Below are 25,910 nucleotides of genomic sequence, written 5' to 3'. Positions count from 1 at the left end.
CAGTATCGCTGCTCGGCGCACCGAAGGCCAGCCGGCGTCCGGTCAGCCCAGCCGCGACCCGACCCAGTCGATGATCTGCTGGGTGCCGAGCGCGCCGGAGATGCGGTCGGCCTCCCTGCCGTCGCGGAACAGCACCATGGTGGGAATGCCGCGGATGTTGAGGCTTGCCGAAAACGACTGGTTCTCGTCGGAGTTGAGCTTCACCAGCCGGGCGCGCGGGGCCAGGGATTTCGCTGCCTGTTCATAGTTCGGAGCCATGGCGCGGCACGGGCCGCACCACGGCGCCCAGATGTCGACCACCACCGGCAGGGTGCCCTTGTGGATCTGGCGCTGCAGCATGGCCGCATCGATGTCGGGTGGCGCTTCGCCGAACAGAGCCGTGTGGCAGCTGCCGCATTTGGCTTCGCTCGCCGGGCGTGCGTCGGGCAGGCGGTTGATGGCGCCGCAATTGGCGCAGACGATGCGCTGGTCGGTCATTTCGGGTTCCTGTGCGGTGCGCAATAGATGCCATGCAATGTCGTCAGCACACTGCTCACACTGTCCGAAGCCAGGCGATAGAGGATCATCTGACCTTCCCGTCGCGTGCTGACCAGTTTCAGCGCCCGGAGTTTGGACAGGTGCTGGGACAGGGGCGATTGCCCCAGCCCGACGCGATCGGCCAATTCTCCCACGCTCAGCTCTTCATCGAGCAGATTGCACAGGATCAGCAGCCGCTTGGGGTTGGCCATGGCGGCGAGCAGTTCGGCGGCCTCGTCGGCCCGGGGTTCAAGCTCTGCGATATTCATCTTGACATATTAGAACATTCGAATATGTTGGTCAACGAAGCAATGCAGTGCTGCGCCACGTTCGTGCTCCCCAATGCGGGAAGACTCGATCGCATCATCGGTCTGTCCTTCGACGCGCTGCCACTGCCCACAGCACATTCTAAAGGAGAGGCGAAATGACCGCCATCACCCCTTTGACCTTTACGCCCGACCCGTCGCTGTCCCCCGAAGTGGTGCCCTTCTTTGATCCGGTCACCAATACGATCAGCTATATCGTTCGGGATCCCAATTCCACGTCCTGCGCCGTGATCGATTCCGTCATGGATTTCGATTACGCCTCGGGCCGGATCAGCTTTAGGCACGCCGATGCGATGATCGCGCATATCCGCGACAAGGGCTGGACGCTTGAGTGGCTGATCGAGACCCATGCGCATGCCGATCACCTGTCCGCTGCGCCCTATATCCAGGGCAAGCTCGGCGGCAAGCTGGGCATTGGCGAGAATATCCGCGTCGTGCAGGAGACCTTCGGCAAGGTGTTCAACGAAGGTACCGAGTTCCAGCGGGATGGCAGTCAGTTCGACCGGCTGTTCGCCGACGGCGACAGCTATCGCATCGGCACGATGGACGTGCATGTGCTCTACACACCCGGCCATACGCCGGCGTGCACGACGCATGTCATGGGCGACGCGGCCTTCGTCGGCGATACGCTGTTCATGCCCGATGGCGGCTCGGCCCGTGCCGATTTTCCCGGCGGCGATGCGACAACGCTCTATCGCTCGATCCGGCGCGTCCTGACCCTGCCCGAGGCGACGCGGCTCTTCATGTGCCACGACTACGGTCCGAATGGCCGCGACATCCAGTGGGAAACCACGGTGGCCGAGGAGCGGGCGCATAATGTGCATGTGCGCGACGGCATTTCGGAAGCCGAGTTCGTCGCCATGCGCACGGCGCGTGACGAAACGCTCGACATGCCGCGGCTGATCATTCCGTCGCTGCAGGTCAATATCCGGGGCGGTGAACTGCCGCCCAAGGACGAGTCCGGCCGGACCTTTCTCAAGGTCCCGGTCAACGCCCTCTAACAGTCGAGAAAACCAACGTGTGGCCCTTCACAATGAAATCTGATGCCCTGAAATTCCGCCGCCTGAATGACGAATTCGCCGTTGCCGGCCAGATCACGCCCGAAGAGGTGCAAAAGGTCGCCGATGCCGGCTTCAAGACCATCGTTTGTGCCCGTCCGGACAATGAGGATGCGAGCCAGCCGAGCTTTGCGGAGATCGCGGCCGAGGCCGAACGCGTTGGGCTCAGCGCTGTGCATATCCCGGTGTCGGGCATGATCGGCGAAGGTCAGTTGATCCGCATGGAAGAAGCGATGAAGACCCTGCCCAAGCCGATGTTCGGCTATTGCAAGTCGGGTGGCCGCGCCGGCTCGCTCTATGGCGCCGTGACCCGCTAAACAGGCTGCAGCGGAGACCACGGTATGTTCGCGCTCGAGCCGCTGCAGTATCTCATCGGCGCCGGTGCGGGCGGGCTCGTGGGCCTGACGCTCGGGATATTTGGCGGCGGCGGGTCGATTCTCGCCGTGCCGCTCATGGTCTATGTCGTCGGCGTCACCGATGCGCATCTGGCGCTGGGGACGGCGGCGCTGGCCGTCGCGGCAAATGCCGCGGCCAATCTCGTCGCGCATTCGCGGCTCGGCAATGTCAACTGGCGCTGCGCCGGTGTCTATTCCGCCGCAGGCGTCGCCGGGGCCTTTCTGGGGTCCAGTCTGGGCAAGCTCATCGGCGGCCAGCAATTGCTGTTCCTGTTCGCGCTGCTGATGATCGGCATCAGCGTGCTCATGCTGCGCCGCCGCCATGCTGTGGGTGATCCGGCAGCCGTGTGCACCATCGCCAATGCGCCGCGCACCGCCAGCTATGGCGCGGCGACGGGCGTCCTTTCCGGCTTCTTCGGAATTGGCGGCGGGTTTCTGATCGTACCAGGGCTGATCGCCGCCACCGGCATGCCGATCGTCGTTGCGGTGGGGTCGTCGCTGGTCGCCGTTACCGCCTTCGGCCTCACCACGGCAGTGAACTATGCCGCTGCGGGTTGGGTCGACTGGGGCCTCGCCGCGGTCTTCATCGGCGGTGGCAGCCTGGGTGGACTTCTCGGCACCAGAATCAGCACGGCGCTGTCGACGCGCAAGGGCGCGCTCAACATTGCGTTCGCCGTGCTGGTGATGCTCGTTGCGGCCTATATGCTGGTGCGCAGCGGCCTGGTGCTGTTCGCCCCGGCCTAGCGGGAGAACGGCACCTGCGCCGTCAACACCTGCCCGGAATTGTTGAACTCGACCTCGAAATCGACGCGGATCGTTTCATCCTGCAGCCACAGTTTCGAGCCGATGCGGATATCGTTGCCGCCCCGGTCCTTTTCGCGCTCTGCCAGATCGAAGGTGATCGCATTGCCTTCTTCCCGACCCATCGCAACGCCGGTGAAACCGGCATTGGAGCTCATCAGGGCCTGGTAGCGGCGGACGTCATCTTCATAAGAGATCGTGCCGCTGACGGACAGGTTCATCGACACCAGCGTGCAGCGGCCGGCATAGTTGATCTTGTCTTTGTTACCACGCTTGATCGAGAGGCGGCAGCGGAATGGCTCCGGATTCGAGCCGCCCACAAGGGCGCCCTCACCCTTCCAGTTGCCGACGTAGCTGTTCAGCTTGTCGGCCTGGGCCTGTCCGGCGACGGTTGGCTGAACCATCAATGCGGCCACTGCGACCGCCGCCGCAACGCGGAAGGCAGTCGTCTGTCTCTTGGTCATGGTCTGGTTCCTCATGCGTCGTTTGTGCGCCGGAAGCTGAGTCGGTAGAAAAGCTCTCGTAGCGTTTTGACTTGGCCGCGAGCGAATGCAAGTTTGTGCGCGCCACTCAGGCCATTCCTTTCCCTACCTTAATGCAAGTCATAGCATGGCACGAAGTCAAGTTTTCGAGCACAGTTCCGCGAGCGAAGCTGCTCGCGCCATCATAGATGTGGCGAATGTGCACTACTCCATCGATGTTGCGGGGCGTCCGCTGCACATTCTCAAGGATGTGAGCCTGCGCGCCGAATCAGCCGAAGTCGTGGCCATTGTCGGCCCGTCGGGGAGCGGAAAGACATCTATGCTGATGCTGCTGGCAGGGCTGGAACAGCCCACCGAGGGGCGGATCGTCGTCAACGGTCAGGATATTTCGCGGCTGGGCGAGGATGAGCTGGCGCTGTTCCGCCGCCGCTCGCTGGGGATCGTGTTTCAGAGCTTTCATCTTATTCCGTCGCTGTCGGCGCTCGACAATGTCAGTCTGGCGCTCGAGATCGCCGAACCGGACCTGTCGCTGAAGGATGTGCGGGCACGCGCGGCGGCAGCGCTCGAATCGGTCGGGCTCGGTGGCCGGCTGGATCATCGTCCGGCGGCACTGTCGGGTGGCGAACAGCAGCGCGTTGGCCTGGCGCGCGCCATGGTTGCCAATCCGCGGCTCCTGCTGGCGGACGAGCCGACCGGCAATCTCGATCAGGCCACAGGTGCCGTGGTGATCGATCTGATGTTCGATCTGGCGCGCAAGAATGGCACGGCCGTGGTGCTGGTGACGCATGATCCGGGGCTTGCGGCGCGGGCCGACCGGGTGTTCACCATGACCCAGGGCGAACTGGTGGACACGACGAGCGAGAGCAAATGATGCGGCGACTTCTCGCTGCGGCCCGTATCGGGCTGCTCGACATGCGCAATGATCTGCGGCGTTTCACGCTGCTGATCATCTGTCTGGCGGTCGGCACGGCGCTGATTGCCGGCGTCAGTTCGGTCGGGGCCAGCATCCGCCAGGCGGTGGAGCAGGATGCGGCGCTGCTGATGGGCGGCGACGTTGAACTCTCCCGGACCGATCGGGCTGCAACGGCCGACGAACTGGCGGTGATGCGGGGCTATGGTCAGCTCACCAATGTCATCGACACCAATGTGCGCGCCGAAAATGGCGATGCCGATGCCTTTGTCGATCTCATCACGGTCGGCGAGGGCTATCCGCTGCTCGGCGAGGTGGGGACCGATGCCGTTGGCGCGGCACAACCGGTCTACGATCTTCTGGGCATGCAAGACGACGCCTATGGGGCGCTGGTGGCGCCGCTCATGCTCGAACAGCTCGGGATTTCTGTCGGCGACCGGTTCACGCTGGGCGGGACAGATTTCGATGTGCGCGGGTCGCTGCTCAGCATACCCGACAGCGCCGTCCGCGGCTTCCGACTCGGTCTGCCGGTGTTGATCAATATCGATGGCCTCGCGACCCTCAGCGACATGACTTCGCCGCTGCCCGGCCTCGGCACCTATTATCGCTACAAGGTGTTGCTGGCGGACCGCTCCGACCCTGAAGCGGGTCGCAGTGCGCTCGAAGCCGATCTCGGCCCAGCCGGTTTCACGGTGCGTTCCGCGCGCGAGGGGCTCGGTCCCATGGTGCGCTACTACGACCTGTTCATGCGCTTTCTGGTGATCGTCGGGCTCGCGTCGCTGCTGATCGGTGGCGTCAGCGTGTGGACCAGCATTTCGGCCTATATCACCGAGCGCTCGAATACGATCGCGGTGATGCGGGCCATGGGCGCGACGCGCACTCGGGTCTTCGTGCATTTCTTTTCGCAGGTGGCGGCACTCGCCGTAGTCGGCGTTGGCATCGGGGTGCTGATCGGCGCCGCCATCGCCTTGCTGGCGCTCCCGGCCGTCGGCGCGGCGGTCGGCGTGTCCCTGCAATCCACCATTCACCTGCAGCCACTGCTGGTGGCGGCGGGTGTGGGCCTCACCACGGCTTTCGCCTTTTCCTACCTGCCGTTGCAGCAGGCGCAGAGCATCAAGCCGGTGCATCTGTTCCGTTCGCGCGGCCTCGCGGCACCGCCGATGGATTGGCGGGCATTGCTCGGCTCATTGCAGATCGTGCCGCTGCTCGTCGCCGGTGTGCTGTTCTTCTGGCTGGCCGTTCTGATGACCAATGATCCGGCGCTTGTCGCCGCCTTTGCCGTGGTCAGCGCTCTGGCCGTCGTGCTGTTCCGCGTCGCCATCTGGCTCGCCGGCGTCATTGTTGCGCGGCTGCCCGAGCCCAGAAACCGCCTGCTGCGCTACGCGCTGCGCGGCATCGGTGGGTCCGGTTCGAACGCGCCTGCCGTCGTGGTTTCCGTCGGCATGGCACTGGCCATGCTGGTGGTCGTGCTGGTGCTGCAGGTCAATCTGCGCAACGAATATCTGGGCGCTTCGGTCTTCGACGCGCCCACGCTGGTCGCCTCGGATCTGTTCGATGACGAGGTGGAGTCGCTCGAGCAGATGCAGGCCGATGGTAGCGATATCGTCTTGTTCACCTCGACGCCGATGTTGCGTGGCGCCTTCGCGGCCCTCAACGACACGACGGTCGATGATCTCAGGCCCAGCGGGCCGGAGGCACTGTTCCTGCTGTCGGGCGAAATTCCGCTCACCTATCGTCAGGTCCTGCCGCAGAGTTCGAAGATCGTCGCCGGCGACTGGTGGCCTGATGATTACGACGGTCCGCCGCTGGTCTCGCTGCACCAGAGCCTGCAGTCGGGCCTTGGGATCGCGCTCGGCGACACGCTGACCTTCGACATTTTCGGTGACCAGGTGACCGCGGAAGTCGCCAATTTCCGCGATTATTCCTGGCAGGGTGGCATCGACTTTATCGCCACTTTCTCGCCGGGCGTGCTCGAGGACTATCCGGCGACACTGCTCGGTGCGGTCACTGCCGCCAAGGGGCGTGAAGAGGCGCTCGAGTTGCAACTGGCCGAGGACTTCCCGGATATCCGCTTCATCGCAATCGGGGCGACGCTGGAGCTGATCACTGCGGCGCTGGGGCAGCTGTCGCTGGCCGCCTCTCTCGTTGGTGGGCTCGCAGTCGGCAATGGCCTGCTGGTCCTGATCGGCAGCCTTGCGACAGGCCGTCGGCAACGGCAGATGGATGCGGTGATTAACAAGGTGCTGGGGTCGCGGCGCTTCGAGGTTCTGGGGGAAGCACTGTTGCACTACAGCCTGCTCGCCGCCTTCGCTGCGGTCTTCGCGGCGCCGCTCGGCATCGGGCTGGCCTGGATCCTGACCATGGTGCTGCTCGATGTCGATTTCGCCATCAATGTCGGCACCGTCGCGGCAGTAGTACTGGGGGCGGTGGTGATCACCGGTGTCCTTGGCGCCGGGACGATCTTCCGCGTGCTGTCGCTGCGTCCGGCGCGGCTGCTGCGCGAGGCGATCTAGCTCGTCTCGCCGATCTGCAGCGCGGTGGGCAGTGTCACCACCGGGCTGTCGAAACTGCCGCTTTCGATGCGCCGCACCATATGGTCCGCGCCCAGTTGGCCCAGCTCGAAGGCCGGTGAGCGCACGGTTGTCAGTTCGGCATCGAAATAGTCGAGGAAGTCGAGGCCGTTGAATCCTGACAGCCGCACGTCCTCCGGGATCCTCAGGCCGCGCTGGCTGAGCAGCCGGTAGGCGGCGATCGCCATCTGGTCATTGCCGGCGAGCACGGCGTCGAGCGTGCCGCCTTCCCGCAGATAGGCGTCCAGCGCGCGCTGGGTCGCAGCCGCGGATTCGTCGGTGGAGGTGACGACGGTGAGCGCCGCAGCGCCCTTGGCATCGTCAACATGCTGTCGAGCGCCGGCGACCCGGGCCTGCATGGCCGGCCAATCGAGCTCTGGTACCAGAGCGACGATTTTCTTGGCGCCCCGTGCCATCAGATGCGAACAGAGCGCCCGACCGCCGTCAAAATCGTCCTGACGCAGGAAGCAGATGTCTGCGAGCCTGTCGTGCGGCGGTTGCTGGAACAGCGCGACCGGCTGATGCATGGCTTCCACCAAGCGGCGCAGCGGCTGACTATTGGCGAAATCGCCTGGCGTCAGGATGCACAGCCCGTCGGTCTGCAAATGCTGGACCAGTGAGGAGGTGCCAACCTCCTCTGGCTGCAGCCCCTGCAGGACGAGAGAGTAGCCGCGCTGGTTCAGTCCAGCACACAGGCCGTCGATGAGTGTCGTGATGTAGGGATCTGCGAGAAAGCGCCTCCCGGTCTGGACGACCAGCATGCCGACGGCGAGCCGCTTGTCCGACCGCAGCGAGCGGGCTGCAAGATGAGGGCGATAGCCCGCTGCCTCGATGGCCTTCAAAACCCGGTCGCGAGTTTGCTCATTATAGCCTCGCATTGTGCCGTTGACGACGTTCGACACGGTCATCGGCGACACGCCTGCCAGTTGCGCCACGTCTTTGAGCGTTGCCTGACGCTTGCGGCGAAGCGGCTGAGCAGACGGACGGCGGCGGCGCGGCTGGTCAGGCATCGTCACGGGTTCTCTGTCGCGGGCTGTAGCTAGGGCTGTTGCGTTAAAGCAAATCTCTGATCCGGACAAGATGAGGCGGCCCGCGCCCCATAGGAGAAGCCGTTCATGGCCTGTCCATGCCGGCGCGGGCGATGGGGCGAGAAGAGCCACGAGAATGCAGAATGCATACAGGCGGGATTGACTTAACGTTAAATCCGTTCCTATCCTTCACCTGTTCCGGAGCGGGGAAGCGGTCCGGAATGGTGGCAGGAGCTGCCGCTGGAGGCCCGCGACCCCTGGGGTTCACAGGCATTTGGCACAGTCCTGCGACCAAACAGGTTTAACGTAACACAAGCGCCGGGCAGGGGTCCGGCGGGACGGGAATTCGATGTCTGAGTCAGTGGCGGAAGCGGTCGCGCGGCAGCGGCAATATATTGCCGGCGGCACCATGTCGATCAATCGCGCGATCACGCCGCCCAAACTGTTCGTGCGGGCCGAAGGCGCCTATCTTTGGGACGACTCGGGCCGCCGCTATTTCGATTATCACGCCGGGTTCGCGCCCTATCTGTTCGGCCACGCCGACAAGGAGGTCGATGACGCCGTGATCGCGGCGATCCGCAGCGGCGCCTCACTGATCGGGGCGGGAACCATGCCATGGGAAGCCGACCTCGCCGAAATGCTGGTGGAGGCGGTTCCCGGAATCGAACAGCTGCAGTTGACCAGCACCGGCTCGGAGGCCGTGTCCTACGCATTGCGCCTCGCGCGGGCCCATACGGGGCGCGACAAGGTCGTCATCATGCAGGGCGGCTACAATGGCTGGGCGGACTACGTCTCCTACAATCTGATGGATCCTGCAGCGGTGGTCGGATCGCATGAGCCGGGCACCGAATATGCGCCGCGGGTCACGACTGCGGGCATCCCGAAGGTTATCGACGAAACCGTCAAGGTCATCGAATACAACGATCTCGCGGCAGCCGAGGCCGTGCTGTCGAAGGGTGACATCGCGGCCATTATCCTCGAGCCCGTTTTGCAGAACGTAGGCATCGTCAAGCCGCAGCCCGGCTATCTCGAAGGGCTGCGCGAGATCTGCGATCGCACCGGCACCGTACTGATCTTTGACGAGGTCAAAACCGGTTTCCGTCATGCCCTGGGCGGTTATCAGGAAATCGCCGGGGTGACACCGGACCTATGCACCTTCGGCAAGGCGGTGGCCAACGGCTATCCGCTGGGGGTTGTCGGCGGCAAGCAGGAGATCATGGCGCTGTGCAATGATCCGGATCCGAAGCGCCGCGTCGTCATCGCCGGCACCTACAATGGTCATCCGGTCAATGTCGCAGCGGCCAAGGCCAGCATTTCGCGTCTGATGAACCGCCGCGAAGAGGTCTATGGCGAGCTGGAGCGGCTTGGCGCGCGGCTGCAGGCCGGCTTCGAGGCTATCTTTGCCGAGCGCAATTACGCGACCACCTTCGCGCGCCAGGGCTCGGCATTCACCCTGTACTTCATGGATCATGCGCCGGTGAACTGGCAGGACATCGCGCTCAACAACGACAATGAGCGGGACCTCGCCTATCGCCGGGCGATGATCGAGGCCGGAGTGTTCCACTTCCCAGCCGCGACCAAGCAGTCAAGCATCTCTTTGGCGCATACCGATGACGATATCGATCAGACGATCGAGATCACCGCGGACGTGGTCCGCGCGCTCGGTTGATCCGCACCCCGTAACTCAAGGAAATGGCCGCCTGATATGCTAGTCGATTGTCACGTCAATATCTGGGACGCAAACCAGCTCAAGGACCGTTTTGCTACCGGCACTGCCATGGCCCGCCACGGCACCATCGGCACGGTGTCCGACGGCGATACCATCCACAAAGCGCTGGAAAAGGTGGACAAGGCGATCCTGTTTTCGCCGAAGTATCCGGATTCCGCCGGCATTGATGGTTCGGACGAAACCACGGCCCGGGCCGTCGCCAAATACCCCGACAAGTTCATCGGTTTCGCTGCGGTCGATCCGCGGCGCGAGGACGCGATGGATCTGCTGGTTCACGCTGTTGAAGACCTCAGACTGACCGGCGTGAAATTCGGGCCGATCTACAACGGCGTATCGGTACTCGATCCGCGCATGGACCCCGTCTGGGCCTATTGCCAGAAGAACAATCTGCCGGTGACCATGCATATGGGCACCACCTTCGCGGAAGGCACGCCTAACCGCTATGGCAAGCCCGACGATGTCGAAACGGTGGCGCAGCGCTACCCTGATCTCAAGCTGATCATGGCGCATCTGGCGCATCCGTGGATCGATGAGTGCATCACGATCTGCCGGCGCAACGCCAATGTCTACACCGAGATCTCGGCCATCTTTTATCGGCCCTGGCAGTTCTACAACGGCCTCGTCAGCGCCCAGGAATACCGCATCACGGAGCGCAACAAGATCTTCTGGGGCACGGATTTTCCGTTCTCGGAAGTCGATGAATCCATCGCCGCTCTGAAAAACGTCAACCAGTTCACCGAAGGTACCTCGCTGCCTCGGGTGAGCCAGGAGACGATCGATGCGATCCTTTATTCGAACCCGCTCGAACACTGGTGGCACGGGGGATATCCGGGCTGACCACGGCTGAAGCCCTCAAGGCGATAGTGCGATGATTATCATTAGCGATAATAGGCGTTGATATTTGATATTCGCTATCCTAGCGTGGGCATATCCCGATAGGGGCGAACGGCGGAAAACGAGACTGATCGGGGCAAGTGCAGCGATGGCAGAACCGGCTGGGACGATCCCAGGAGCCACTGCCTGGACTTGTCCGGATCACACGAAACAGGCGGCGCGCGGTTGCGTGGGTGGGACCAGTCCCCGTGCCGGACTGTCACGACGGGGGTGGGGCGCCACGGCGCCCGCTCCGGTAGTTCACGCTCATCGATGGAGGGTCATGCAATGACACATTCGAAGACAACTCGCCGCTCCGGCATGGATCGACGCACATTCCTGAAGGCCGGCAGTGCCGGCGCACTCGGTCTGGCCTTCGCGCCCGGCCTGATGACCGGTACGGCCCGCGCTGCCTATGAGGGCACGCTGGACATGCTGGCCTGGGACTTCCAGCCCGACACGATCAAGTCGCTGGTTTCCGGCTGGACCGCCGAAGGCAATCCTGCGGTCGACGTCGCGGTGATTCCGAACCTCGGCTACACCCCGGCGCTGCAGACGCGCCTGCGCGGTGGCGACAAGATCGACCTCTATTACAACTTCGCCTACAACTCGCAGAAGTTCATCGACGAAGGCTGGGCCGCCAAGCTGAACGGTCTTCCGGGTGTCGACGGCATGATCGCCGACATGTTCGAAAGCGCCCGTGGCCGGCACGTCAATGCCGCCGGTGACATCATCAGCGCGCCCTATTTTTCGGCCGTGCACATGCTGCACTACAACGAGAAGATGCTGGCCGATAACGGCCTTGCCGTGCCCAAGACACTGCAGGAAATCTACGACGCCTCCAAGTCGCTGACGTCGACCGTCGAGTCCCCCTACGTCGCCTACTGGGTGAAGGAATTCTGCGAGGAATACCTGCACACCTATCTGCTCAACGAAGGCGTCACTGCCTTTGACGATGCCGGCCAGCCGGTGTTTGCCGATGACCCGAAGACAGAAGGCGTCTTTGAGTGGTGGCAGACCATGTATCAGGAAGGCCTCGCGCCCAAGTCCCTGCTCAACGACGATCCGGGCAAGCTCAGCAATGAGATGGCGCAGGGCAATGCGGCCTTTTACGTGCTGCACCACTACTTCCTGACCTCGGTCCGCAGCCTCGAAGGCCCGGAATCGGCCAATGTGACCTCGGCGGCGACCGGCGAGAAGACCCTGCAGATCGGCGAAGTGCTGCAGCTTGGTCAGTCCGACAGCGACGAAGAGCGCAACGCGGCCTGGGAGCTGATGAAGTACTATGGCTGGAAGGATTCCGACGGCAAGTTCGCGGTGTTCAACCAGTGGGCCAAGGCCGCCGGCCTTGCAGCCCCTTATGCAGGCTTCTTCACCGATCCCGAAGTTATCGCGTCCTTCCCCGACTACTACGATCTGGACCTGATCTCCGACACGTTCGAGAACGGTTCAGACGTGGTGCCGGCACGTACGCTGCCCTGGTACCCGGACTTCCAGGCAAAGGTCGGTGACATTGTTCACGCCCTGCTGCTTGGCCAGGCGACGCCCGCACAAACGGTGGAGGCCCTGACCGCCGCCGCCAAGGGCGCCCAGGGTGGCCGGACGCTCTAGGACAGGCGTTTCCACCCGGAAAAGGGAGCGCGAGGGTTTGCACCATCTCCCGCCTTCGCGCTCCAACCTTTGTCTGCCACCTGAGTATCAAGCATAAGTAGAGGGTCAGATTTGGCGGCGACATCGCATCTCGACGGATTGCCTCCGAAAGCCGACCGGGCCTTCGGATTGCGGCTCACTGCACCGGCCATGATCATTCTGGCGCTGCTGCTGGCGGTGCCGACTGTTCTCACCATCATCTACAGCCTGCATGACGTGCCGGCCAACGGGCTCACCTTCGGGCCCTTCGTCGGGCTCGAAAACTACGAGATCGTGTTGTCGAGCCCGGTGTTCTGGCGTTCGGCGCAGGTCACGGCGATCTTCTCGATCGGCTTCGTTGTGCTTTCGACCGTCATCGGTCTCGCAATGGCGCTGCTGCTGAACCAGCAGTTCATCGGGCGCTGGCTGGCGCGGGCCCTGTTGATCGTGCCGTGGGCGACGCCCTGGCTGGTGATCGGCATTTTGTGGAAGTGGTTTGCCGATGGCAGCGTTGGCGGTCTCAACGCCGTCTTGCTGATGACGGGGCTGACCTCCGACTATTTCGATTTTCTCTCAGACCCTAACAGCGCGCTGGCCATCACCGTGGTCGCCGCTGTGTGGCGCCAGGCGAGCTTTGCCGGCATCCTGTTTCTTGCTGGCCTGCAGACGCTGCCGCACGAGCTCAACGAAGCGGCTCAGCTCGATGGCGCCAACACCTGGCACAGGTTTCGCTACATCACCGTTCCATGGCTCAGGCCGGTGCTGATCACCGTCACGGTGCTCAATATCATCTATGCCTTCCTGCAGTTCGACGTGATCTTTGCGATGACCCAGGGCGGTCCGGGCGACGCGACACAGGTGCTGAGCATTCTCATCTATCGCCAGCTGTTCGGCGTCACCAATATCGGGCTTGGCTCGGCGCTCGCAGTTATTCTCGGTGTCGCCGCGCTGGTTGGTGGGCTCGTGACGGTGCAGCTGTTCTACAAGCGGGAGACCAACTGATGGCGCGCTTGCTCTCTCTTTTCGGCCTCGGCACATCGGACGAAACCGGCAGTGGCCGAAAGCGGAGCCCGTGGGCGACCGCGGCGATCTATCTGGGTCTCGTGATCTTCGCGATCTGGATTCTGTTGCCTGTGTGGTACCTCGTGGTCTCCAGCCTAATCACTCCGGCACAGCTGGGGGTCAAACCCTTCCCGATGCTGCCGTCCAGCATCACCTTCGATAATTTCGTCAACGTGCTGTTCGGCTCGACCGGTGGCAAGGGCATCGGTTCCACCGACATGGGCGCGCGCCTGGTCCCGGCAATCGGGCAAAGCCTATTCGTGTCCTCGGTGCTGGTGGTGATCAACCTGCTGCTCGCGGGTGCCGCGGCCTATGGGCTGTCGCGATATCCGTTCCGCGGCGGGCGACTGTTCGAACTCAGCGTGATCGCGACGCGCGTCGTGCCCGCCATCGCGATCATCGGACCGTTCTTTGTGGCGTTCCGGATCATCGGGGTTCTGAACTCACCGTGGGCGCTGATCATCAGCTACAACGTCTTCACGCTTCCGTTGGCGATCATGATCTTGAAAAACTATTTCGATCAGTTGCCGCGCGAGATCGAGGAAGCCGCAAAGATTGATGGCGCCACCCGGCTGCAGACGCTGTGGATCATCATCGTGCCGATCGCCAGACCCGGCCTCGTCGCGGCGGGCGTGCTGATCTTCCTCGAGGCGTGGAGCGAGTTCTTCTATTCGCTGGTGCTCACCAATCAGCTGACGGTGCCGCCGCTGCTGGCCGGATTCCAGTCGGTCCAGCAGTTCAACTGGAACGCGCTTGCGGCTGCCACGGTGATGTCGATGATCCCGCCGGTGCTGTTGGTCATGCTGTTCCAGCGCCACGTCGTGGGCGCCCTGACGGCAGGTGTCGGCAAATGACTGCGCCCATTCGTGCGGCCGTGGTCAGTGCCGGTGCCTGGTCGCAGTCGAGTCATCTGCCGGCGCTCCAAGCGGACGCCGATGTCGAGATCATGGGCATCTCGAGCCCCGATGAACGCATGGCGCGTGCTCTGGCCGATGAGTTCTCGGCACCATTCGTTTCTGCCGACTTCCGGGAGCTACTGGCGCTGGAGCCGGATATCGTTGTGGTCTCCAGCCCGCCCGTCGCGCATGAAGAGCAGGTCGTTGCCGCGCTGGAAGCTGGTGCGCATGTACTGGTCGAAAAGCCCTTCGCGCTTGATGGCGCCGCCGCGGCGAGGATGCGCGATGCCGCAATCCGGTGCGGCAAGGTCCTGCTCGTCGGTTTTGGCTGGCCCGCAGCGCCGTGTTTTTCACGCGCAAAAGCGCTGATCGATGCTGGCGAAATCGGCAGGATCGAACATCTGACAATGCATCTGGCGGTCAACACGCGAGCACTGCTCGAAGGCGGCAATGACGGGGGCTGGGGCGGCAAGATCAGCTCTGGCACGGCGACCTATACGGACCGCAAGATTTCCGGGGGCGGTTCGGCGGCTGTTACCATGTCGCATGAGCTGGGGATGGTCGAATGGCTGGTCGGCGAGCCGATAACCGCCGTTGGTGCCAGCACCTACCCGCCAAAAAGCGAGATCGATCTGCACACGAGTGTCAACGCCACGTTTGCCGGCGGCGGCTCGGCTGCGATCAGCGCCGCTTCCACCCACACCTATATCGCGCGACCGCAATGGCACATGGCGCTTTATGGCCAACAGGGGCAGTTGTGGCTCGACTCGGTTGCCGATCACGTGCGTCTGGTGCGCGCCAATGGCGAGGTTGTCGTCTATGACGGGGCTGACGCGTCGGGCGAATATGATCCCGGCGCGCCAACAAAGGCGCTTATCGCCTGCGCCCGGGGCGCTGCGGCACCAACCGGCCTTGCCGCAGACCTCGCGGCACATGTTGTCGCCGTGACGGATGCGATCTACGAAAGCGCCCAAACGGGACAAACGATGAAGGTCGAGGCCGACTAGACATGCGCACAGTATTCAGGGGCGGAACCATCGTCGATGGTCTCGGCAATCCACCGCGTCGGGGGGATGTCGTGGTCGAGGGTGACCGCATCGCCGAGGTCACAGATGGCGGCGTCGCGGTCACGGGCGAGCGGGTCGTCGACATATCCGGGTTGATCATCGCGCCCGGCTTCATCGACATGCACACGCATTCGGATCTGCAGATCCTCGTCAACCCGGACCACACATCGCGCCTCAGCCAGGGTGTCACCAGTGAAGTGCTTGGACAGGACGGGCTGAGCTACGCCCCGGTCGACGATAGCGTGCTCGCCGAGATGCGGGCCCAGATCAAGGGCTGGAACGACGACCCGGAAGGCTTCGACTGGAATTGGCGCAGCGTTGCGGAATATCTCGCCAGGCTGGACGGCAATACAGCAACCAACACCGCCTATCTGGTGCCGCATGGCAATCTGCGCATGCTGGTCATGGGCAATGCGCCACGGCTCGCAACGGCTGACGAACTGGAGCAGATGAAGGCGCTGCTGCGCGTCGCGCTGGAGGAGGGCGGTGTGGGCCTGTCGACCGGGCTCACCTATGTGCCGGCGATGTATTCCGACACCGACGAACTGGTCGAGCTGTGCAAGGTTGTCGCCGAATACGGTGGCTTTTACTGCCCGCATCACCGCAACTATGGCGCAGACGCGCTCGGCGGCTATCGCGAGTGTTTCGAGATCGCGCGGCGCTCCGGGGTCGCATTGCACCTCGCGCATACGCATCTGAGTTTCGAGTGCAATCGCGGCAAGCTTCCCGAGCTGCTCGCGATGATGGACGCGGCGGTGGCCGAGGGGCTCGATTTTTCCTTCGACAGCTATCCCTATCTTGCAGGAATGACGACGCTGCTGTCGCAACTCCCCAGCTGGGCCCTCGCCGGCACCGGCGATGAGCAGATGGCGCGGCTGAGGGATCCCGCAACGCGTGAGAAGATCATCGAGGCGCTGGATGTCATTGGCTCCGACGGGCACCAGGGACTGACGGTCGACTGGAAGAGCGTTCATATCGTGGGTGTGCCAGGGGCGCCGCACTACGAGTGGCTGCTGGAAACCAACATGCAGGCGGCCGCCGACAAGCTCGGTGTTGGTGCTTCGGAACTGGCGCTCGATGTGCTGCTTGCAACCGAGCGCAGCGCCAGTTGCGTGATGTTCATCGGCATCGAAGAACACGTCCGGGCGCTGATGCAGCGCGATGAGCACACTGTCGGCAGCGATGGCATTCTGGTGGGCGATCGTCCGCATCCCCGCTCCTGGGGCAGTTTCCCGCGTCTGCTCGAAACCTATGTGCGCGAGGAAGGCGTGCTGACGCTGGCCGAATGTGTGCGGCACATGACAAGCGCCGCAGCTGATCGTTTGCGTCAAGAAGACCGCGGGCGGCTCGTGGCCGGAGCCAAAGCCGACATCGTCGTTTTCAACGAGATGACGGTCAGCGCCAAGGCGACCTATGACGTGCCGCGTCAGGCCGCCAGCGGCATCGCTCATGTGCTGGTCAATGGCGTCTTCGCTGTTGAAGACGGTACCATTACCGGCCAGCGTGCCGGCCGGGTGATCCGTATGAACGAGGTCTCGGCATGAGCGCTCCCACACCCAATTGGGCCGATCTGCCGGTCGCTACGCCGGGACTGGTGATCGATCTCGATGTGCTGACGCACAATCTCGATGAAATGGCTGCTATTGCGCGCGATGCGGGGGTGTCCTTCTACCCCCATGCGAAAACCCATCGTATGGCGAAGGCCGGTCAGCTGCAGATCGCGCGGGGCGCCGATGGGTTGTGCGTCGCCAAGCTCGGCGAGGCCGAGCTCTTTGCCGACGCGGGTATCCGCAACCTGTTTGTCGCCAATCCGATCTTCGGTGCCGTGAACGCGGGACGGGCCCTCGCGCTGTCACGGCGGGTCGATCTGCTCCTGGCGACCGATTCCGTCGCTGCTGCAATGACGGTTGGCGATGCGTTTGCCGCTGCGGGGCAGACCGCGCAGTTGATGCTGGCCATCGACAGCGGGCTGGGGCGCGAGGGGGTGTCGCCGGACAAGGCGCCCGCTGTGGCTGCCGCCATCCATGCCCTCGACGGGATCGAGCTGGTCGGCATCTACACCCATGAGGGCACGACCTATAGTGCGACCGATCGCGCCGACCTCGAGCGACGCGCGGTCGCCGCCGGCGAGAGCATGGTCGCGGTGGCCGAAGCCATTCGCGCAGTCGGGGTGCCGCTGCCCATCGTGTCGCTCGGTGCGTCTGCCTCGGCGCGGGCCGTGGCGCATGTGCCGGGCGTGACGCAGATCCGCCCCGGCATTTTTGCATTCAACGATGTCGGTCAGATCGCGTTGGGCAATGCCACGCTCGAGACCACCGCAATCCGGGTGATCGGCACGGTCGTCAGCCATCCGGATCCGGATCGCGCCTGTATTGACGCAGGCTCGAAGTCGCTGAGTACCGATCTCGTTCCTGCCGCGGCGCATCGCGACGAGTATCCTGGCCATGGGCTGCTGGTGAATGCGCCCGGCTGGGTTATCGAAAAGATGTCCGAGGAGCATGGCTGGTTGCGCTGGCACGGAGACGGCGAACCCACGCCATTGCCGGTGGGCACGCGCGTCGAAATCGTGCCAAATCATGTCTGCATGGCGTTTGCCATGCTGCGCCGCGCCGCCATCGTGCAGGATGGTGAAATCCGCGACCACTGGGATGGTTTCGGGCCGGGCGCTTCGGAGTAGCACGTGGGGGATTGAGAATGAGTGGGATGCTTAAAGCGGGTGAAGCCCTGATGGTCGCGTCGCGCGGCACGGGGCCGGAACATGGGCCCTGGCGCTTTTTGGAGGACGACGGCAAGTGGACTGGCGAGCAGATGGTGGCCATCACCGATCTCTCCGCCATGGCGCTGCATCCGACATTGCCTGTCGGCTATGCGACCTCCAAAGTCGGCGCCGATGGGGAGATCCATGCCTTCTCGCTCACCGGTAGCGGTATGCTCAGCGAAAAGTCCAGCTCGGGCGCGGAACCGTGTCATCTGACCGTCGACCCGTCGGGCCGTCTCCTGATCGTCACCAATTACACCACCAGCACGCTGGGGTTGCAGCCACTTGATAGCGACGGCGCATTCAGCGGCGAGATAGCGCTGAAAAAACTCAGCGGCGGCGGGCCGGAAGCCGATCGTCAGGACGATGCCCATCCGCACCAGGCCTTCTTCATCGGTGATACGCTGGTGGTGATCGATCTCGGCGCGGATCTGGTGCGCGAGTTCCGGCTCGATTTTGGCCAGTCCGGCGCGGATATGCTGGTGGCCCTGCGCGAGACGGCAATGCCGGCAGGCAGTGGCCCGCGGCATGGCGTGGCGCTTGCGGACGGCCGGCTCGCAATCAGCGGCGAACTCGGGTCCAACCTGCTCGTCGGCCGGTTGGGCGAGCCGGTCGACAACTGGTCCAACGTGCATTCGACCACCCGCACCGGACCAGCCAAGACCCGCCACACCCGTAACTATCCGGGCGACATTCAGCGCTCGAAGGATGGCCGGCACGTCTATTTCGCCAACCGTGGCTACGACACGATCGCCTGCTTCGATGTGAGCACGGGCGAGCCAAGACTGGTCGCCGAGCAGGATGCCACCGTTGCCTGGGCCCAGCACATGCTGGTGCTCGATACGCATCTGCTGGTCGCCGGCTGGGACAGTTCGGAGGTTGTGTGCCTGCCGCTGACTGATGGCGTGCCGGGACCTGCCGAAAAGCTGCTGCAGTGCAGTGGCGCCGCGTGGGTCACTCTGCTGCCGGCGCGCTAGCCCGCGGGCGTCTCGCGGAAGAGGGCCACATCTGATATTCGGGGCCCGAGGCAATCGGAGGCCTCGTTGGAAACGGGGACGCACTGGCCTATGGCGCCACGAGGCACAGCGAGTGACAGCGAAGTGGCGCCCAAGCGCGCCGCCAAAACCAGAGCGTCCAGCAGCGCTGCGCCCAAGTCCGGCACGAAACCGGCCGCCAAACCCAGCTATTCCGCGCCTGCCCTCGAAAAGGGTCTCGATATCCTCGAACTGCTGGCCAGCCGTTCCGATGCCCTGACACCGAGCCAGATCGCGCAATTGCTCGGCCGGTCCTTGCAGGAAGTCTATCGCGTCGTGCTGGCGCTGGAGCGGCGTGGCTATATCGTGCGCCCGCCCGGCGAAGAAGCGCTGGTGCTGTCGACCCAGCTGTTCAATCTGGCGACGATGTTTCCGCCTTTTCGCCGCGTCGTCGATGCCGCGCAGCCGATCATGAATGCTCTGGCGCTCGAAACCTCTCAGGCCATACATATGGCGGTGCTCGACGGGCTCAACCAACGGATCATCGCCCAGGTCGACAGCCCGGCAGCGATCGCCGTGCGCGTTCGTGTCGGCGCGGCCAGCCCGGCCGTGCGCGCCACCTCGGGGCGGACCATCCTCGCTTTCCAGACACCGGCGGTGCGCGAATGGATCTTTCGCGAGGCCGAAGCCAACAACAGCTCGACGGTTCTAGCAAACGCCAAGGCGCGGGTCGCCGCCATTGCCGAGCGGGGCTATGAGCAGATCGATGGCGAGGTGCTGCGCGGCATCACAGACCTCAGCTTTCCGATCCTCAACGCGGGCGGATCCGCCCTTGCGGCGCTCACCATGCCCTATCTCGCCAGCCCCGACGCGCCGATGGAGTTTCGCGATGCCGCGGTGCTGCTGCATGCCGCCGCCAGCCGCATCACCGGTGTGATGGGTGGTAGTTTGCCACCATTCGATGCCGAGGCACTTTCACCGCTGGGCTAGGCCATACCGCACGAAATCTCCCGACTATCTCGCACCTTCTGCCATCCCGATGTAGGCTATCGTCGGAGCGGCAGGCGTTTGCCGTCGAGGAGGATATTATGAGAATTTTCGCTGCGCTTTGCGCTGGTCTTTTGTTGAGCGGGACCGCAATGGCCCAGGACGCGCCCGATTCCGTGGTGCCCGGGCAGGAACAATTTGAAATGAAGGTGCTGACCCAGGGCCTGTCCGGCCCTTGGGAACTGACCTATGGGCCCGACGACTTCCTATGGGTTACCGAGCGCACGGCTGGCCGTATCGTTCGGGTCGATCCTGCCGATGGCAGTGTCCATGAAGCGATCACCATCGATGAAGTCCAGGCCCCGGGTGGTCAGGATGGACTGCTCGGTCTGGCGCTTCATCCGGAGCTGGGGCAGGGGACGGGCAATGACTTCGTCTACACCGTCTATACCTATGAGGATCGGCCGCGTGGCCCCGACACGGTGGTGACGGATGAGTACAGTCCGTACCGCTATTTATACACCAAGATCATCAGGCTCAGTTACGACGCCGAAACCGGCGAACTGTCCGATCCGAAAGAGCTGATCGCGGGGTTGCCGGCCAGCAATGACCACAATTCGGGGCGGCTGAAGATCGGGCCGGATGGCAAGCTCTACGAGACCATCGGCGATGGGGGCAAGAACCAACTCGGCAACTGGTGCATCCCGATCGAGGCGCAGCGCCTGCCGACGGCCGACGAACTCGCGGACAATGATTTCATCGCCTATCAGGGCAAGTCGCTGCGGATGAATCTCGACGGCTCGATCCCCAGCGACAACCCGGTCATCGACGGGTTGCGCAGCCACATCTTCACCTATGGCCACCGCAATATGCAGGGCATCGATTTTGGACCGGATGGCACGCTCTATGCTTCCGAGCAGGGGCCGAAGACCGATGACGAAATCAACATTCTCGTTGCCGGCGGCAATTACGGCTGGCCGCATGTTGCCGGCTTCAAGGACGACAAGGCCTATCAATACGCGCGCTGGGCTGACGCCACGACACCGTGCGATCAGCTGACTTTTTCCGACATCACCATCGATCCCTCGGTGCCGGTCGAGGACGAAACGTCCTGGCCCGATGAGATGCAGGCACCGCTGGCGACCATGTTCACCGTGCCGAGCGATTACAGCTTCACCGATCCCGACTGCGGCGGCATCGATTTCATCTGCTGGCCCACCGTCGCCGCCTCCTCGATCGAGGTCTATTCGGCTGATGGCGAGGGCATCCCAGGCTGGTCGGATTCGCTGCTGGTGACGACGCTGAAGCGCGGCTCGCTCTATCGCGTGCCGCTGAATGCCGAAGGGACTGCGGCCGCCGGTCCCATCGAGAGGTTCTTTCAGTCGGAGAACCGGTTCCGCGATACGGCAGTCGGCCCCGACAACAAGACCATTTATGTTGCGACCGATCCCGGTGGTCTCGCCGAAGCGCTTGATGGTGGGGTGACGACGAGCATGGAGAATCCCGGCGCGATCCTCGTCTACACCTACACGGGCCAGGGCGACGACAGTGCCGCGATGGATGCGCCGGCTGAGACCAGCGATATTCGCGATGCGGCCGAGACGACTTCGGCCTCGGGCATGGCGCCGACCATCACCGAAGCGCAGGTGGCCCGCGGCAAGACGGACTATGATGCCAATTGCGTTGCTTGCCACGGGCCGAACCTGGTCAGTGCCAATTACGGGCCGCCGCTTGCCGGTCCCTATTTTGCGCGCAAATGGCCGGGCCAGTCGGTTGCCGCGCTCTACACGCATACCCACGATCGGATGCCGCCGTCGCGGCCGGGTGCGCTCGGGGATCAGAGCTATGCCGATCTGGTTGCCTATATCCTGCGGGTGAACGGGCAGGTTGAGGGCGATGTCGAGTTGCCCACCGATATGGCGCAGCTCGAAAAGATGACCATTCAGCCGCGCTGAGGCGCTCGCCGGCGATGTCAGTCGGGCGGTCCGCGGAATCTTCGCGGGCCGCCCGATTTTTTACGCAAACGTTTTCAATGAAATGGCCCGACGGCGTGTCAGAGTTGATGATAGGCGCCCAAAGCTCTGTTGACAGGGGCTTTTTCGCCGTTTAACCGTTGATGCGACCACATCTGCAAGTCGTCGCCAGGATTTTGTTGTCCGGCACAAGAACGATACAGAAATATGGTCTAGGGAGGTAATGCACGGCACGATCTGAAACGGATCTGCTGCTCATTACAAAACATTGTTGGTTGTTGCGCGGGATTGCTCCCGCAGCAGTATCGCTTTGTCGGGTCGGGGCACGTGACGCCTCGGTCACACCGATTTTGAGCGACGGTGCATGCGTATGCTTGCGTGTGCCGTCGGGAACGAATTCGCGGCTGGGCTGCCTTCGGGCTGCCGGCGCCGTGGTGGTGCCGCATACACTGCGGTGCGTGGAGGAAGGCGAGATCAGGAGGAGCGCCACCGGCCCGTCAAGCCAAGGGCCGTTCGACGAGGACTACAAAAAACACCGGAGAGCCGAAGGCTCTCACAGTCGACAGCAATAGGGAGATCTGTTCGATGCTGAAAATGAAGTTTGCTGCGGCGGCCGTCATGGCGACGGTCGTGGCAGTTGCGCCCACTGCGGTTTTTGCGCAGGACGCGGCGCCGGTTTCTGCGACGGAGATTGTGCCGTCGTCGCCGCTGCCCGACATTCCGCGCAACGAGACCGTCGTTCTCGGCTGGGGCGTGGCTGGCGGTTCGTCGGTCGGCACCACCAACCCGTGGGCATTGCCCGGCTACACCCATCAGGAAGGTAACAACCTGATGTGGGAGCCGCTGATGTACTTCGGCATCTACAAGAACGAGTTCATTCCGTGGCTCGCCGAGTCGATGGAATACACCAATGACGATTTCACCGAGCTGACGATCAAGCTGAATCCGGCAGCGAAGTGGAGCGACGGCGAGCCGGTCGATTCGGGTGACGTGGTCTACACGTTCCAGGGTCAGATCGATAACGACAACCTGCCTTACCACACGCAGTTCGAGCAGCAGGTCGCGGGCATCGAAGCCACCGACGACACCACTGTCGTCGTGACCTTCAACCAGCCGTCGCCGCGCTTCAAGTTCGAGATCCTGACCGAGAAGTTCGACACCGGTATTCCGATCGTTCCGGAGCACTATCTGTCGGAACAGGACAATCCGACTGTTGCCCCGGGCCGTGACGAGATCCCGCATTCGGGTCCGTATGACATCGTCGCCTGGAACGCCAACCAGAAGATCTTCGATCTGCGGGACAACTGGTGGGCTGTCGAAGCCGGCCTGATCGATACGCCTGCCGTCAAGCGCGTCGTCATCGCCAACATTCTGCAGCAGCCGATCGATACGGTTGCCCAGCGCATCGTGAACAACGAGTTCGACTCTTCGGTCGACATGCGCGCGCAGATCATCGGCAACATCCTGGCTCAGAACTCCGAAGTGCAGTCCTGGACCGGCAACGAGTCGCCTTATGGCTATCTCGATTGGTGGCCGAACTCGCTGTGGATGAACACCCAGCTCGAGCCCTACAGCGATCCGAACATCCGCAAGGCCATCAGCCTGGCGGTCAATCGTGACCTGATCAACGAGATCCTCTACGAGGGTGCCGAGATCGCCACGATCTATCCGTTCCCGCTGTATCCGAACCTGCAGGCATTTGCCGACACGCCGGAAGTGAAGGCGCTGCAGGCAGAGTACGAGCCGGGCAAGTTCGATCCGGAAGAGAGCGCACGCCTGATGGAAGAAGCAGGCTGGACCATGAATGGTGCCGGTCTGTGGGAGAAGGACGGCGAGACGTTCGATGCCACCATCCAGGCCTTTGAGAACATCCACGGCGACATCGCTCCGATCCTCGCCCAGATGCTCATCAATGCCGGCTTCGATGCGAATGTGAACTTCGGTACCGATGCCTACCAGAACATGGTCGACGGTGTGCCGGGTCTGTACCTCTTCGGTCACGGCGCCAGCCTGTACGACCCGTTCGAGGCGCTGAACCTGTATCACGGCCGGTTCTCGAACGTCATCGGCACGGCCGCTGGCAACAACCGGTTCTCGCGCTATTCCAACCCGGAATATGACGAGATCCTCGACCGGATTTCGCCGCTCGACTCGCAGGATCCCGAGTTCATCAAGGGTGCTGCCGAAGCTCTGGGCATCTACTGGCGCGACACGATCGATGTGCCGATCATCCAGTGGCTGCACCGTATCCCGTACAACAATCACTACTGGACCAATTGGCCGTCCAGCACGAACGTTGGCATGGGCGTGAACGGTGCCTTCTGGGCCCACACCGGCATGCTGGTGATCACCGGTCTCGAGCCTTCCGGGGCCGAATAAGTCCTGTGATGCGGACAGGGTGCGCGCGTTCAGCGCGCACCCACCTCTCGCCACACGACACCAGGATTTACTCCATTGAATCTCAGAATTGTCTTCAAGCGACTGGCCTTTCTCGTCCTGGTTATCTGGGCCGCGTCGACCATTGTTTTCTTCGTTCCGCGACTGAGCTCGCGCAACGCCATCCGCGAACGCTTCGGCGAACTGGCGCGCACCGGCGGGTTCTCGCCCGGTGACATCGAAAAGCTGGTCGCCTCGATGGAACAGCAGTTCGGGCTCGATAAGCCCATCTGGGAGCAGTACCTGCAGTACCTGAACAACATCATCCATCTCGATTTCGGCTATTCGCTCTACAAATACCCGTCCACGGTCACCGAGCTGATCGCCCAGGCGCTGCCCTGGACCATCGGTCTGCTGCTGGTCACGACCGTCATCAGTTTTGTCATGGGCACATTGCTGGGTGCGGTTGCGGCGTGGCCGCGCGCTCCGCGCTGGCTCAGGACCATTGCAACACCCTTCATCCTGCTGACCGGCGTCCCGCCCGTGATCATGGGCATCCTGCTGGTCTTCTTCATCGGGTTCCGTCTCAAGTGGCTGCCGCTGGGCGGTGCCTATTCTGTGGGTGTCGTCCCGTCGCTGGATCCCGGTTTCCTTTGGGACATGTTCGTTCACCAGCTGCTACCGGCCTTGTCGCTGATCCTCGGATCGGTCGGTGCCTGGGTACTGTCGATGCGCGGCATGGGCATCACGATCCAGGGCGAGGACTATGTGAACTTCGCCGAGCACAAGGGTCTGACCGGCGGCCGCATCTTCCGCGACTACTATTTGCGGAACGCGCTGCTGCCGCAGGTCACCGGGCTCGCGCTGGCGCTGGGCACGGTGGTGACCTCGGCCGTGGTGGTCGAACAGCTGTTCGGCCTGCCCGGCATTGGCACCTTGCTGAACCTGGCTATCCGATCAAACGACTTCCCGACCATCTACGGCGTGGTGATCTTCATCACCATCGCCATCGCGGTGCTGATGACCATTCTGGAGTTCGTCTATCCGCTGTTGGATCCGCGGATCCGGAACGAGTAGGAGCAAGAAGGTGACGACGACGACACTGGCTTCCAATACGGAGGAGGCCGCGCGCCAGCCGGGCAACTTCACGCTGCTGCTGCGCTATCTCAATCGCAACAAGGGCCTCGCCTTCGGCGTGGCCATCCTGCTGGGGCTGATCCTGTTCACGGTCATCGGACTGCTGACAATCAATCCCAAGCATGCCTATCCCCTGTCGGCGATACCCAGGCAGCCGCCCAGCCTGAAATACCCGTTCGGCACCGATTTCTTCGGTCGCGATCTCTATGCGGCCATGGTCGTGGGGCTGTGGCAGACCGCTTTCATCGGCGTGCTGGCCGGTGGCATCGGTACGGGCGTCGGCGTGGTGCTGGGCTTCACCTCCGCCTATTTCGGCGGCAAGGTGGATACGATCATCCGTTCGATCTGTCAGATCCTGACGCC

General features: G+C 63.1%; 22 protein-coding genes and 1 pseudogene. 19 read left to right on the top strand and 4 right to left on the bottom strand.

Going from position 1 to position 25,910, the window contains the following annotated elements; translation table 11 throughout:
• Positions 1-42: 42 nt before the first annotated feature.
• Both trxC and ACN0TK_RS16915 read right to left on the bottom strand, forming a co-directional pair.
• The gene (trxC, locus tag ACN0TK_RS16920) at positions 43-477 is read right to left on the bottom strand and encodes a thioredoxin TrxC (RefSeq protein ID WP_417310710.1); all 435 of its coding nucleotides are present in this window, start codon (positions 475-477) and stop codon (positions 43-45) included.
• Positions 474-785 carry an ArsR/SmtB family transcription factor gene (locus tag ACN0TK_RS16915; RefSeq protein ID WP_417310709.1) on the bottom strand — a complete coding sequence of 104 codons (312 nt, stop codon included), beginning with the start codon at positions 783-785 and terminating at the stop codon, positions 474-476. Before ACN0TK_RS16915 ends, trxC begins: the two co-directional genes overlap by 4 nt.
• A gap of 155 nt (positions 786-940) precedes the next feature.
• On the opposite strand from ACN0TK_RS16915, the gene ACN0TK_RS16910 reads away from it, so the two are divergent.
• The 3 genes from ACN0TK_RS16910 to ACN0TK_RS16900 are packed head-to-tail and all read left to right on the top strand — an operon-like array spanning position 941 to position 3,039.
• Positions 941-1,843, top strand: a complete 903-nt coding sequence (locus ACN0TK_RS16910; protein ID WP_417310708.1) for an MBL fold metallo-hydrolase — start codon at positions 941-943, stop codon at positions 1,841-1,843.
• Between the two features lie 32 nt (positions 1,844-1,875).
• Entirely contained in the window at positions 1,876-2,217 is a 342-nt protein-coding gene (locus ACN0TK_RS16905; RefSeq protein ID WP_417310707.1) for a beta-lactamase hydrolase domain-containing protein, read from the top strand.
• Positions 2,218-2,241: 24 nt separating this feature from the next.
• Positions 2,242-3,039, top strand: coding sequence for a sulfite exporter TauE/SafE family protein (locus ACN0TK_RS16900; protein ID WP_417310706.1), 798 nt, complete (start codon positions 2,242-2,244; stop codon positions 3,037-3,039).
• Here ACN0TK_RS16900 and ACN0TK_RS16895 read toward each other — a convergent pair.
• On the bottom strand, positions 3,036-3,560 hold the full coding sequence (locus ACN0TK_RS16895; RefSeq protein ID WP_417310705.1) for a hypothetical protein: 525 nt from the start codon (positions 3,558-3,560) through the stop codon (positions 3,036-3,038). The two genes, ACN0TK_RS16900 and ACN0TK_RS16895, sit on opposite strands and share 4 nt — an antisense overlap.
• Positions 3,561-3,705: 145 nt before the next feature.
• Between ACN0TK_RS16895 and ACN0TK_RS16890 the strand changes: the two genes are divergently transcribed.
• Positions 3,706-4,449: an ABC transporter ATP-binding protein gene (locus tag ACN0TK_RS16890; RefSeq protein WP_417310704.1), complete on the top strand. Its 744-nt coding sequence runs from the start codon at positions 3,706-3,708 to the stop codon at positions 4,447-4,449.
• Complete coding sequence (locus tag ACN0TK_RS16885) at positions 4,449-7,001, top strand: ABC transporter permease (RefSeq protein ID WP_417310703.1); 2,553 nt, start codon at positions 4,449-4,451, stop codon at positions 6,999-7,001. Before ACN0TK_RS16890 ends, ACN0TK_RS16885 begins: the two co-directional genes overlap by 1 nt.
• On the opposite strand, the gene ACN0TK_RS16880 is transcribed toward ACN0TK_RS16885, so the two are convergent.
• Positions 6,998-8,068: a LacI family DNA-binding transcriptional regulator gene (locus ACN0TK_RS16880; protein ID WP_417310720.1), complete on the bottom strand. Its 1,071-nt coding sequence runs from the start codon at positions 8,066-8,068 to the stop codon at positions 6,998-7,000. The two genes, ACN0TK_RS16885 and ACN0TK_RS16880, sit on opposite strands and share 4 nt — an antisense overlap.
• A 367-nt stretch (positions 8,069-8,435) precedes the next feature.
• Between ACN0TK_RS16880 and ACN0TK_RS16875 the strand changes: the two genes are divergently transcribed.
• The 14 genes and pseudogenes from ACN0TK_RS16875 to ACN0TK_RS16810 form a co-directional block, all read left to right on the top strand.
• Entirely contained in the window at positions 8,436-9,755 is a 1,320-nt protein-coding gene (locus ACN0TK_RS16875) for an aspartate aminotransferase family protein (RefSeq protein WP_417310702.1), read from the top strand.
• Between the two features lie 36 nt (positions 9,756-9,791).
• A complete protein-coding gene (locus ACN0TK_RS16870) occupies positions 9,792-10,652 on the top strand; it encodes an amidohydrolase family protein (protein ID WP_417310701.1) in 861 nt (286 codons plus the stop codon).
• 324 nt (positions 10,653-10,976) lie between these two features.
• Positions 10,977-12,299, top strand: a complete 1,323-nt coding sequence (locus tag ACN0TK_RS16865) for an ABC transporter substrate-binding protein (protein ID WP_417310700.1) — start codon at positions 10,977-10,979, stop codon at positions 12,297-12,299.
• Positions 12,300-12,410: 111 nt separating this feature from the next.
• Positions 12,411-13,319, top strand: a complete 909-nt coding sequence (locus ACN0TK_RS16860; protein ID WP_417310699.1) for a carbohydrate ABC transporter permease — start codon at positions 12,411-12,413, stop codon at positions 13,317-13,319.
• On the top strand, positions 13,319-14,233 hold the full coding sequence (locus ACN0TK_RS16855; protein WP_417310698.1) for a carbohydrate ABC transporter permease: 915 nt from the start codon (positions 13,319-13,321) through the stop codon (positions 14,231-14,233). Before ACN0TK_RS16860 ends, ACN0TK_RS16855 begins: the two co-directional genes overlap by 1 nt.
• A complete protein-coding gene (locus ACN0TK_RS16850; protein ID WP_417310697.1) occupies positions 14,230-15,282 on the top strand; it encodes a Gfo/Idh/MocA family protein in 1,053 nt (350 codons plus the stop codon). Before ACN0TK_RS16855 ends, ACN0TK_RS16850 begins: the two co-directional genes overlap by 4 nt.
• Before the next feature lie 2 nt (positions 15,283-15,284).
• Entirely contained in the window at positions 15,285-16,886 is a 1,602-nt protein-coding gene (locus ACN0TK_RS16845) for an N-acyl-D-amino-acid deacylase family protein (RefSeq protein ID WP_417310696.1), read from the top strand.
• Positions 16,883-18,019, top strand: a complete 1,137-nt coding sequence (locus ACN0TK_RS16840) for an alanine racemase (RefSeq protein ID WP_417310695.1) — start codon at positions 16,883-16,885, stop codon at positions 18,017-18,019. The genes ACN0TK_RS16845 and ACN0TK_RS16840 overlap by 4 nt, the downstream gene beginning before the upstream one ends.
• Before the next feature lie 17 nt (positions 18,020-18,036).
• A complete protein-coding gene (locus tag ACN0TK_RS16835; protein ID WP_417310694.1) occupies positions 18,037-19,077 on the top strand; it encodes a lactonase family protein in 1,041 nt (346 codons plus the stop codon).
• A gap of 90 nt (positions 19,078-19,167) precedes the next feature.
• Entirely contained in the window at positions 19,168-20,064 is an 897-nt protein-coding gene (locus tag ACN0TK_RS16830) for an IclR family transcriptional regulator (RefSeq protein ID WP_417310693.1), read from the top strand.
• 98 nt (positions 20,065-20,162) lie between these two features.
• Positions 20,163-22,016: a glucose/sorbosone family PQQ-dependent dehydrogenase gene (locus tag ACN0TK_RS16825; RefSeq protein ID WP_417310692.1), complete on the top strand. Its 1,854-nt coding sequence runs from the start codon at positions 20,163-20,165 to the stop codon at positions 22,014-22,016.
• Positions 22,017-22,619: 603 nt separating this feature from the next.
• Positions 22,620-24,413 (top strand): ABC transporter substrate-binding protein, encoded by a 1,794-nt coding sequence (locus tag ACN0TK_RS16820; RefSeq protein ID WP_417310691.1) that lies wholly within the window; start codon positions 22,620-22,622, stop codon positions 24,411-24,413.
• Between the two features lie 75 nt (positions 24,414-24,488).
• A complete protein-coding gene (locus tag ACN0TK_RS16815; protein WP_417310690.1) occupies positions 24,489-25,487 on the top strand; it encodes an ABC transporter permease in 999 nt (332 codons plus the stop codon).
• A 10-nt stretch (positions 25,488-25,497) separates the two neighbouring features.
• Positions 25,498-25,910, top strand: a pseudogene (locus ACN0TK_RS16810) (ABC transporter permease); the annotation flags it as partial.

Origin of the sequence: Devosia sp. (assembly GCF_048261455.1) — a bacterium.
Taxonomy (GTDB): Bacteria; Pseudomonadota; Alphaproteobacteria; order Rhizobiales; family Devosiaceae; genus Devosia_A.
This window is presented reverse-complemented; position numbering and strand designations above follow the sequence as displayed.

What these genes read in the sequence shown, in the direction of transcription:
- trxC (WP_417310710.1), bottom strand. Translation starts at nt 477, where the DNA reads ATGACCGACCAGCGCATCGTCTGCGCCAATTGCGGCGCCATCAACCGC.
- ACN0TK_RS16915 (WP_417310709.1), bottom strand. Translation starts at nt 785, where the DNA reads ATGAATATCGCAGAGCTTGAACCCCGGGCCGACGAGGCCGCCGAACTG.
- ACN0TK_RS16910 (WP_417310708.1), top strand. Translation starts at nt 941, where the DNA reads ATGACCGCCATCACCCCTTTGACCTTTACGCCCGACCCGTCGCTGTCC.
- ACN0TK_RS16905 (WP_417310707.1), top strand. Translation starts at nt 1,876, where the DNA reads ATGAAATCTGATGCCCTGAAATTCCGCCGCCTGAATGACGAATTCGCC.
- ACN0TK_RS16900 (WP_417310706.1), top strand. Translation starts at nt 2,242, where the DNA reads ATGTTCGCGCTCGAGCCGCTGCAGTATCTCATCGGCGCCGGTGCGGGC.
- ACN0TK_RS16895 (WP_417310705.1), bottom strand. Translation starts at nt 3,560, where the DNA reads ATGACCAAGAGACAGACGACTGCCTTCCGCGTTGCGGCGGCGGTCGCA.
- ACN0TK_RS16890 (WP_417310704.1), top strand. Translation starts at nt 3,706, where the DNA reads ATGGCACGAAGTCAAGTTTTCGAGCACAGTTCCGCGAGCGAAGCTGCT.
- ACN0TK_RS16885 (WP_417310703.1), top strand. Translation starts at nt 4,449, where the DNA reads ATGCGGCGACTTCTCGCTGCGGCCCGTATCGGGCTGCTCGACATGCGC.
- ACN0TK_RS16880 (WP_417310720.1), bottom strand. Translation starts at nt 8,068, where the DNA reads ATGCCTGACCAGCCGCGCCGCCGCCGTCCGTCTGCTCAGCCGCTTCGC.
- ACN0TK_RS16875 (WP_417310702.1), top strand. Translation starts at nt 8,436, where the DNA reads ATGTCTGAGTCAGTGGCGGAAGCGGTCGCGCGGCAGCGGCAATATATT.
- ACN0TK_RS16870 (WP_417310701.1), top strand. Translation starts at nt 9,792, where the DNA reads ATGCTAGTCGATTGTCACGTCAATATCTGGGACGCAAACCAGCTCAAG.
- ACN0TK_RS16865 (WP_417310700.1), top strand. Translation starts at nt 10,977, where the DNA reads ATGACACATTCGAAGACAACTCGCCGCTCCGGCATGGATCGACGCACA.
- ACN0TK_RS16855 (WP_417310698.1), top strand. Translation starts at nt 13,319, where the DNA reads ATGGCGCGCTTGCTCTCTCTTTTCGGCCTCGGCACATCGGACGAAACC.
- ACN0TK_RS16850 (WP_417310697.1), top strand. Translation starts at nt 14,230, where the DNA reads ATGACTGCGCCCATTCGTGCGGCCGTGGTCAGTGCCGGTGCCTGGTCG.
- ACN0TK_RS16845 (WP_417310696.1), top strand. Translation starts at nt 15,285, where the DNA reads ATGCGCACAGTATTCAGGGGCGGAACCATCGTCGATGGTCTCGGCAAT.
- ACN0TK_RS16840 (WP_417310695.1), top strand. Translation starts at nt 16,883, where the DNA reads ATGAGCGCTCCCACACCCAATTGGGCCGATCTGCCGGTCGCTACGCCG.
- ACN0TK_RS16835 (WP_417310694.1), top strand. Translation starts at nt 18,037, where the DNA reads ATGAGTGGGATGCTTAAAGCGGGTGAAGCCCTGATGGTCGCGTCGCGC.
- ACN0TK_RS16830 (WP_417310693.1), top strand. Translation starts at nt 19,168, where the DNA reads ATGGCGCCACGAGGCACAGCGAGTGACAGCGAAGTGGCGCCCAAGCGC.
- ACN0TK_RS16825 (WP_417310692.1), top strand. Translation starts at nt 20,163, where the DNA reads ATGAGAATTTTCGCTGCGCTTTGCGCTGGTCTTTTGTTGAGCGGGACC.
- ACN0TK_RS16820 (WP_417310691.1), top strand. Translation starts at nt 22,620, where the DNA reads ATGCTGAAAATGAAGTTTGCTGCGGCGGCCGTCATGGCGACGGTCGTG.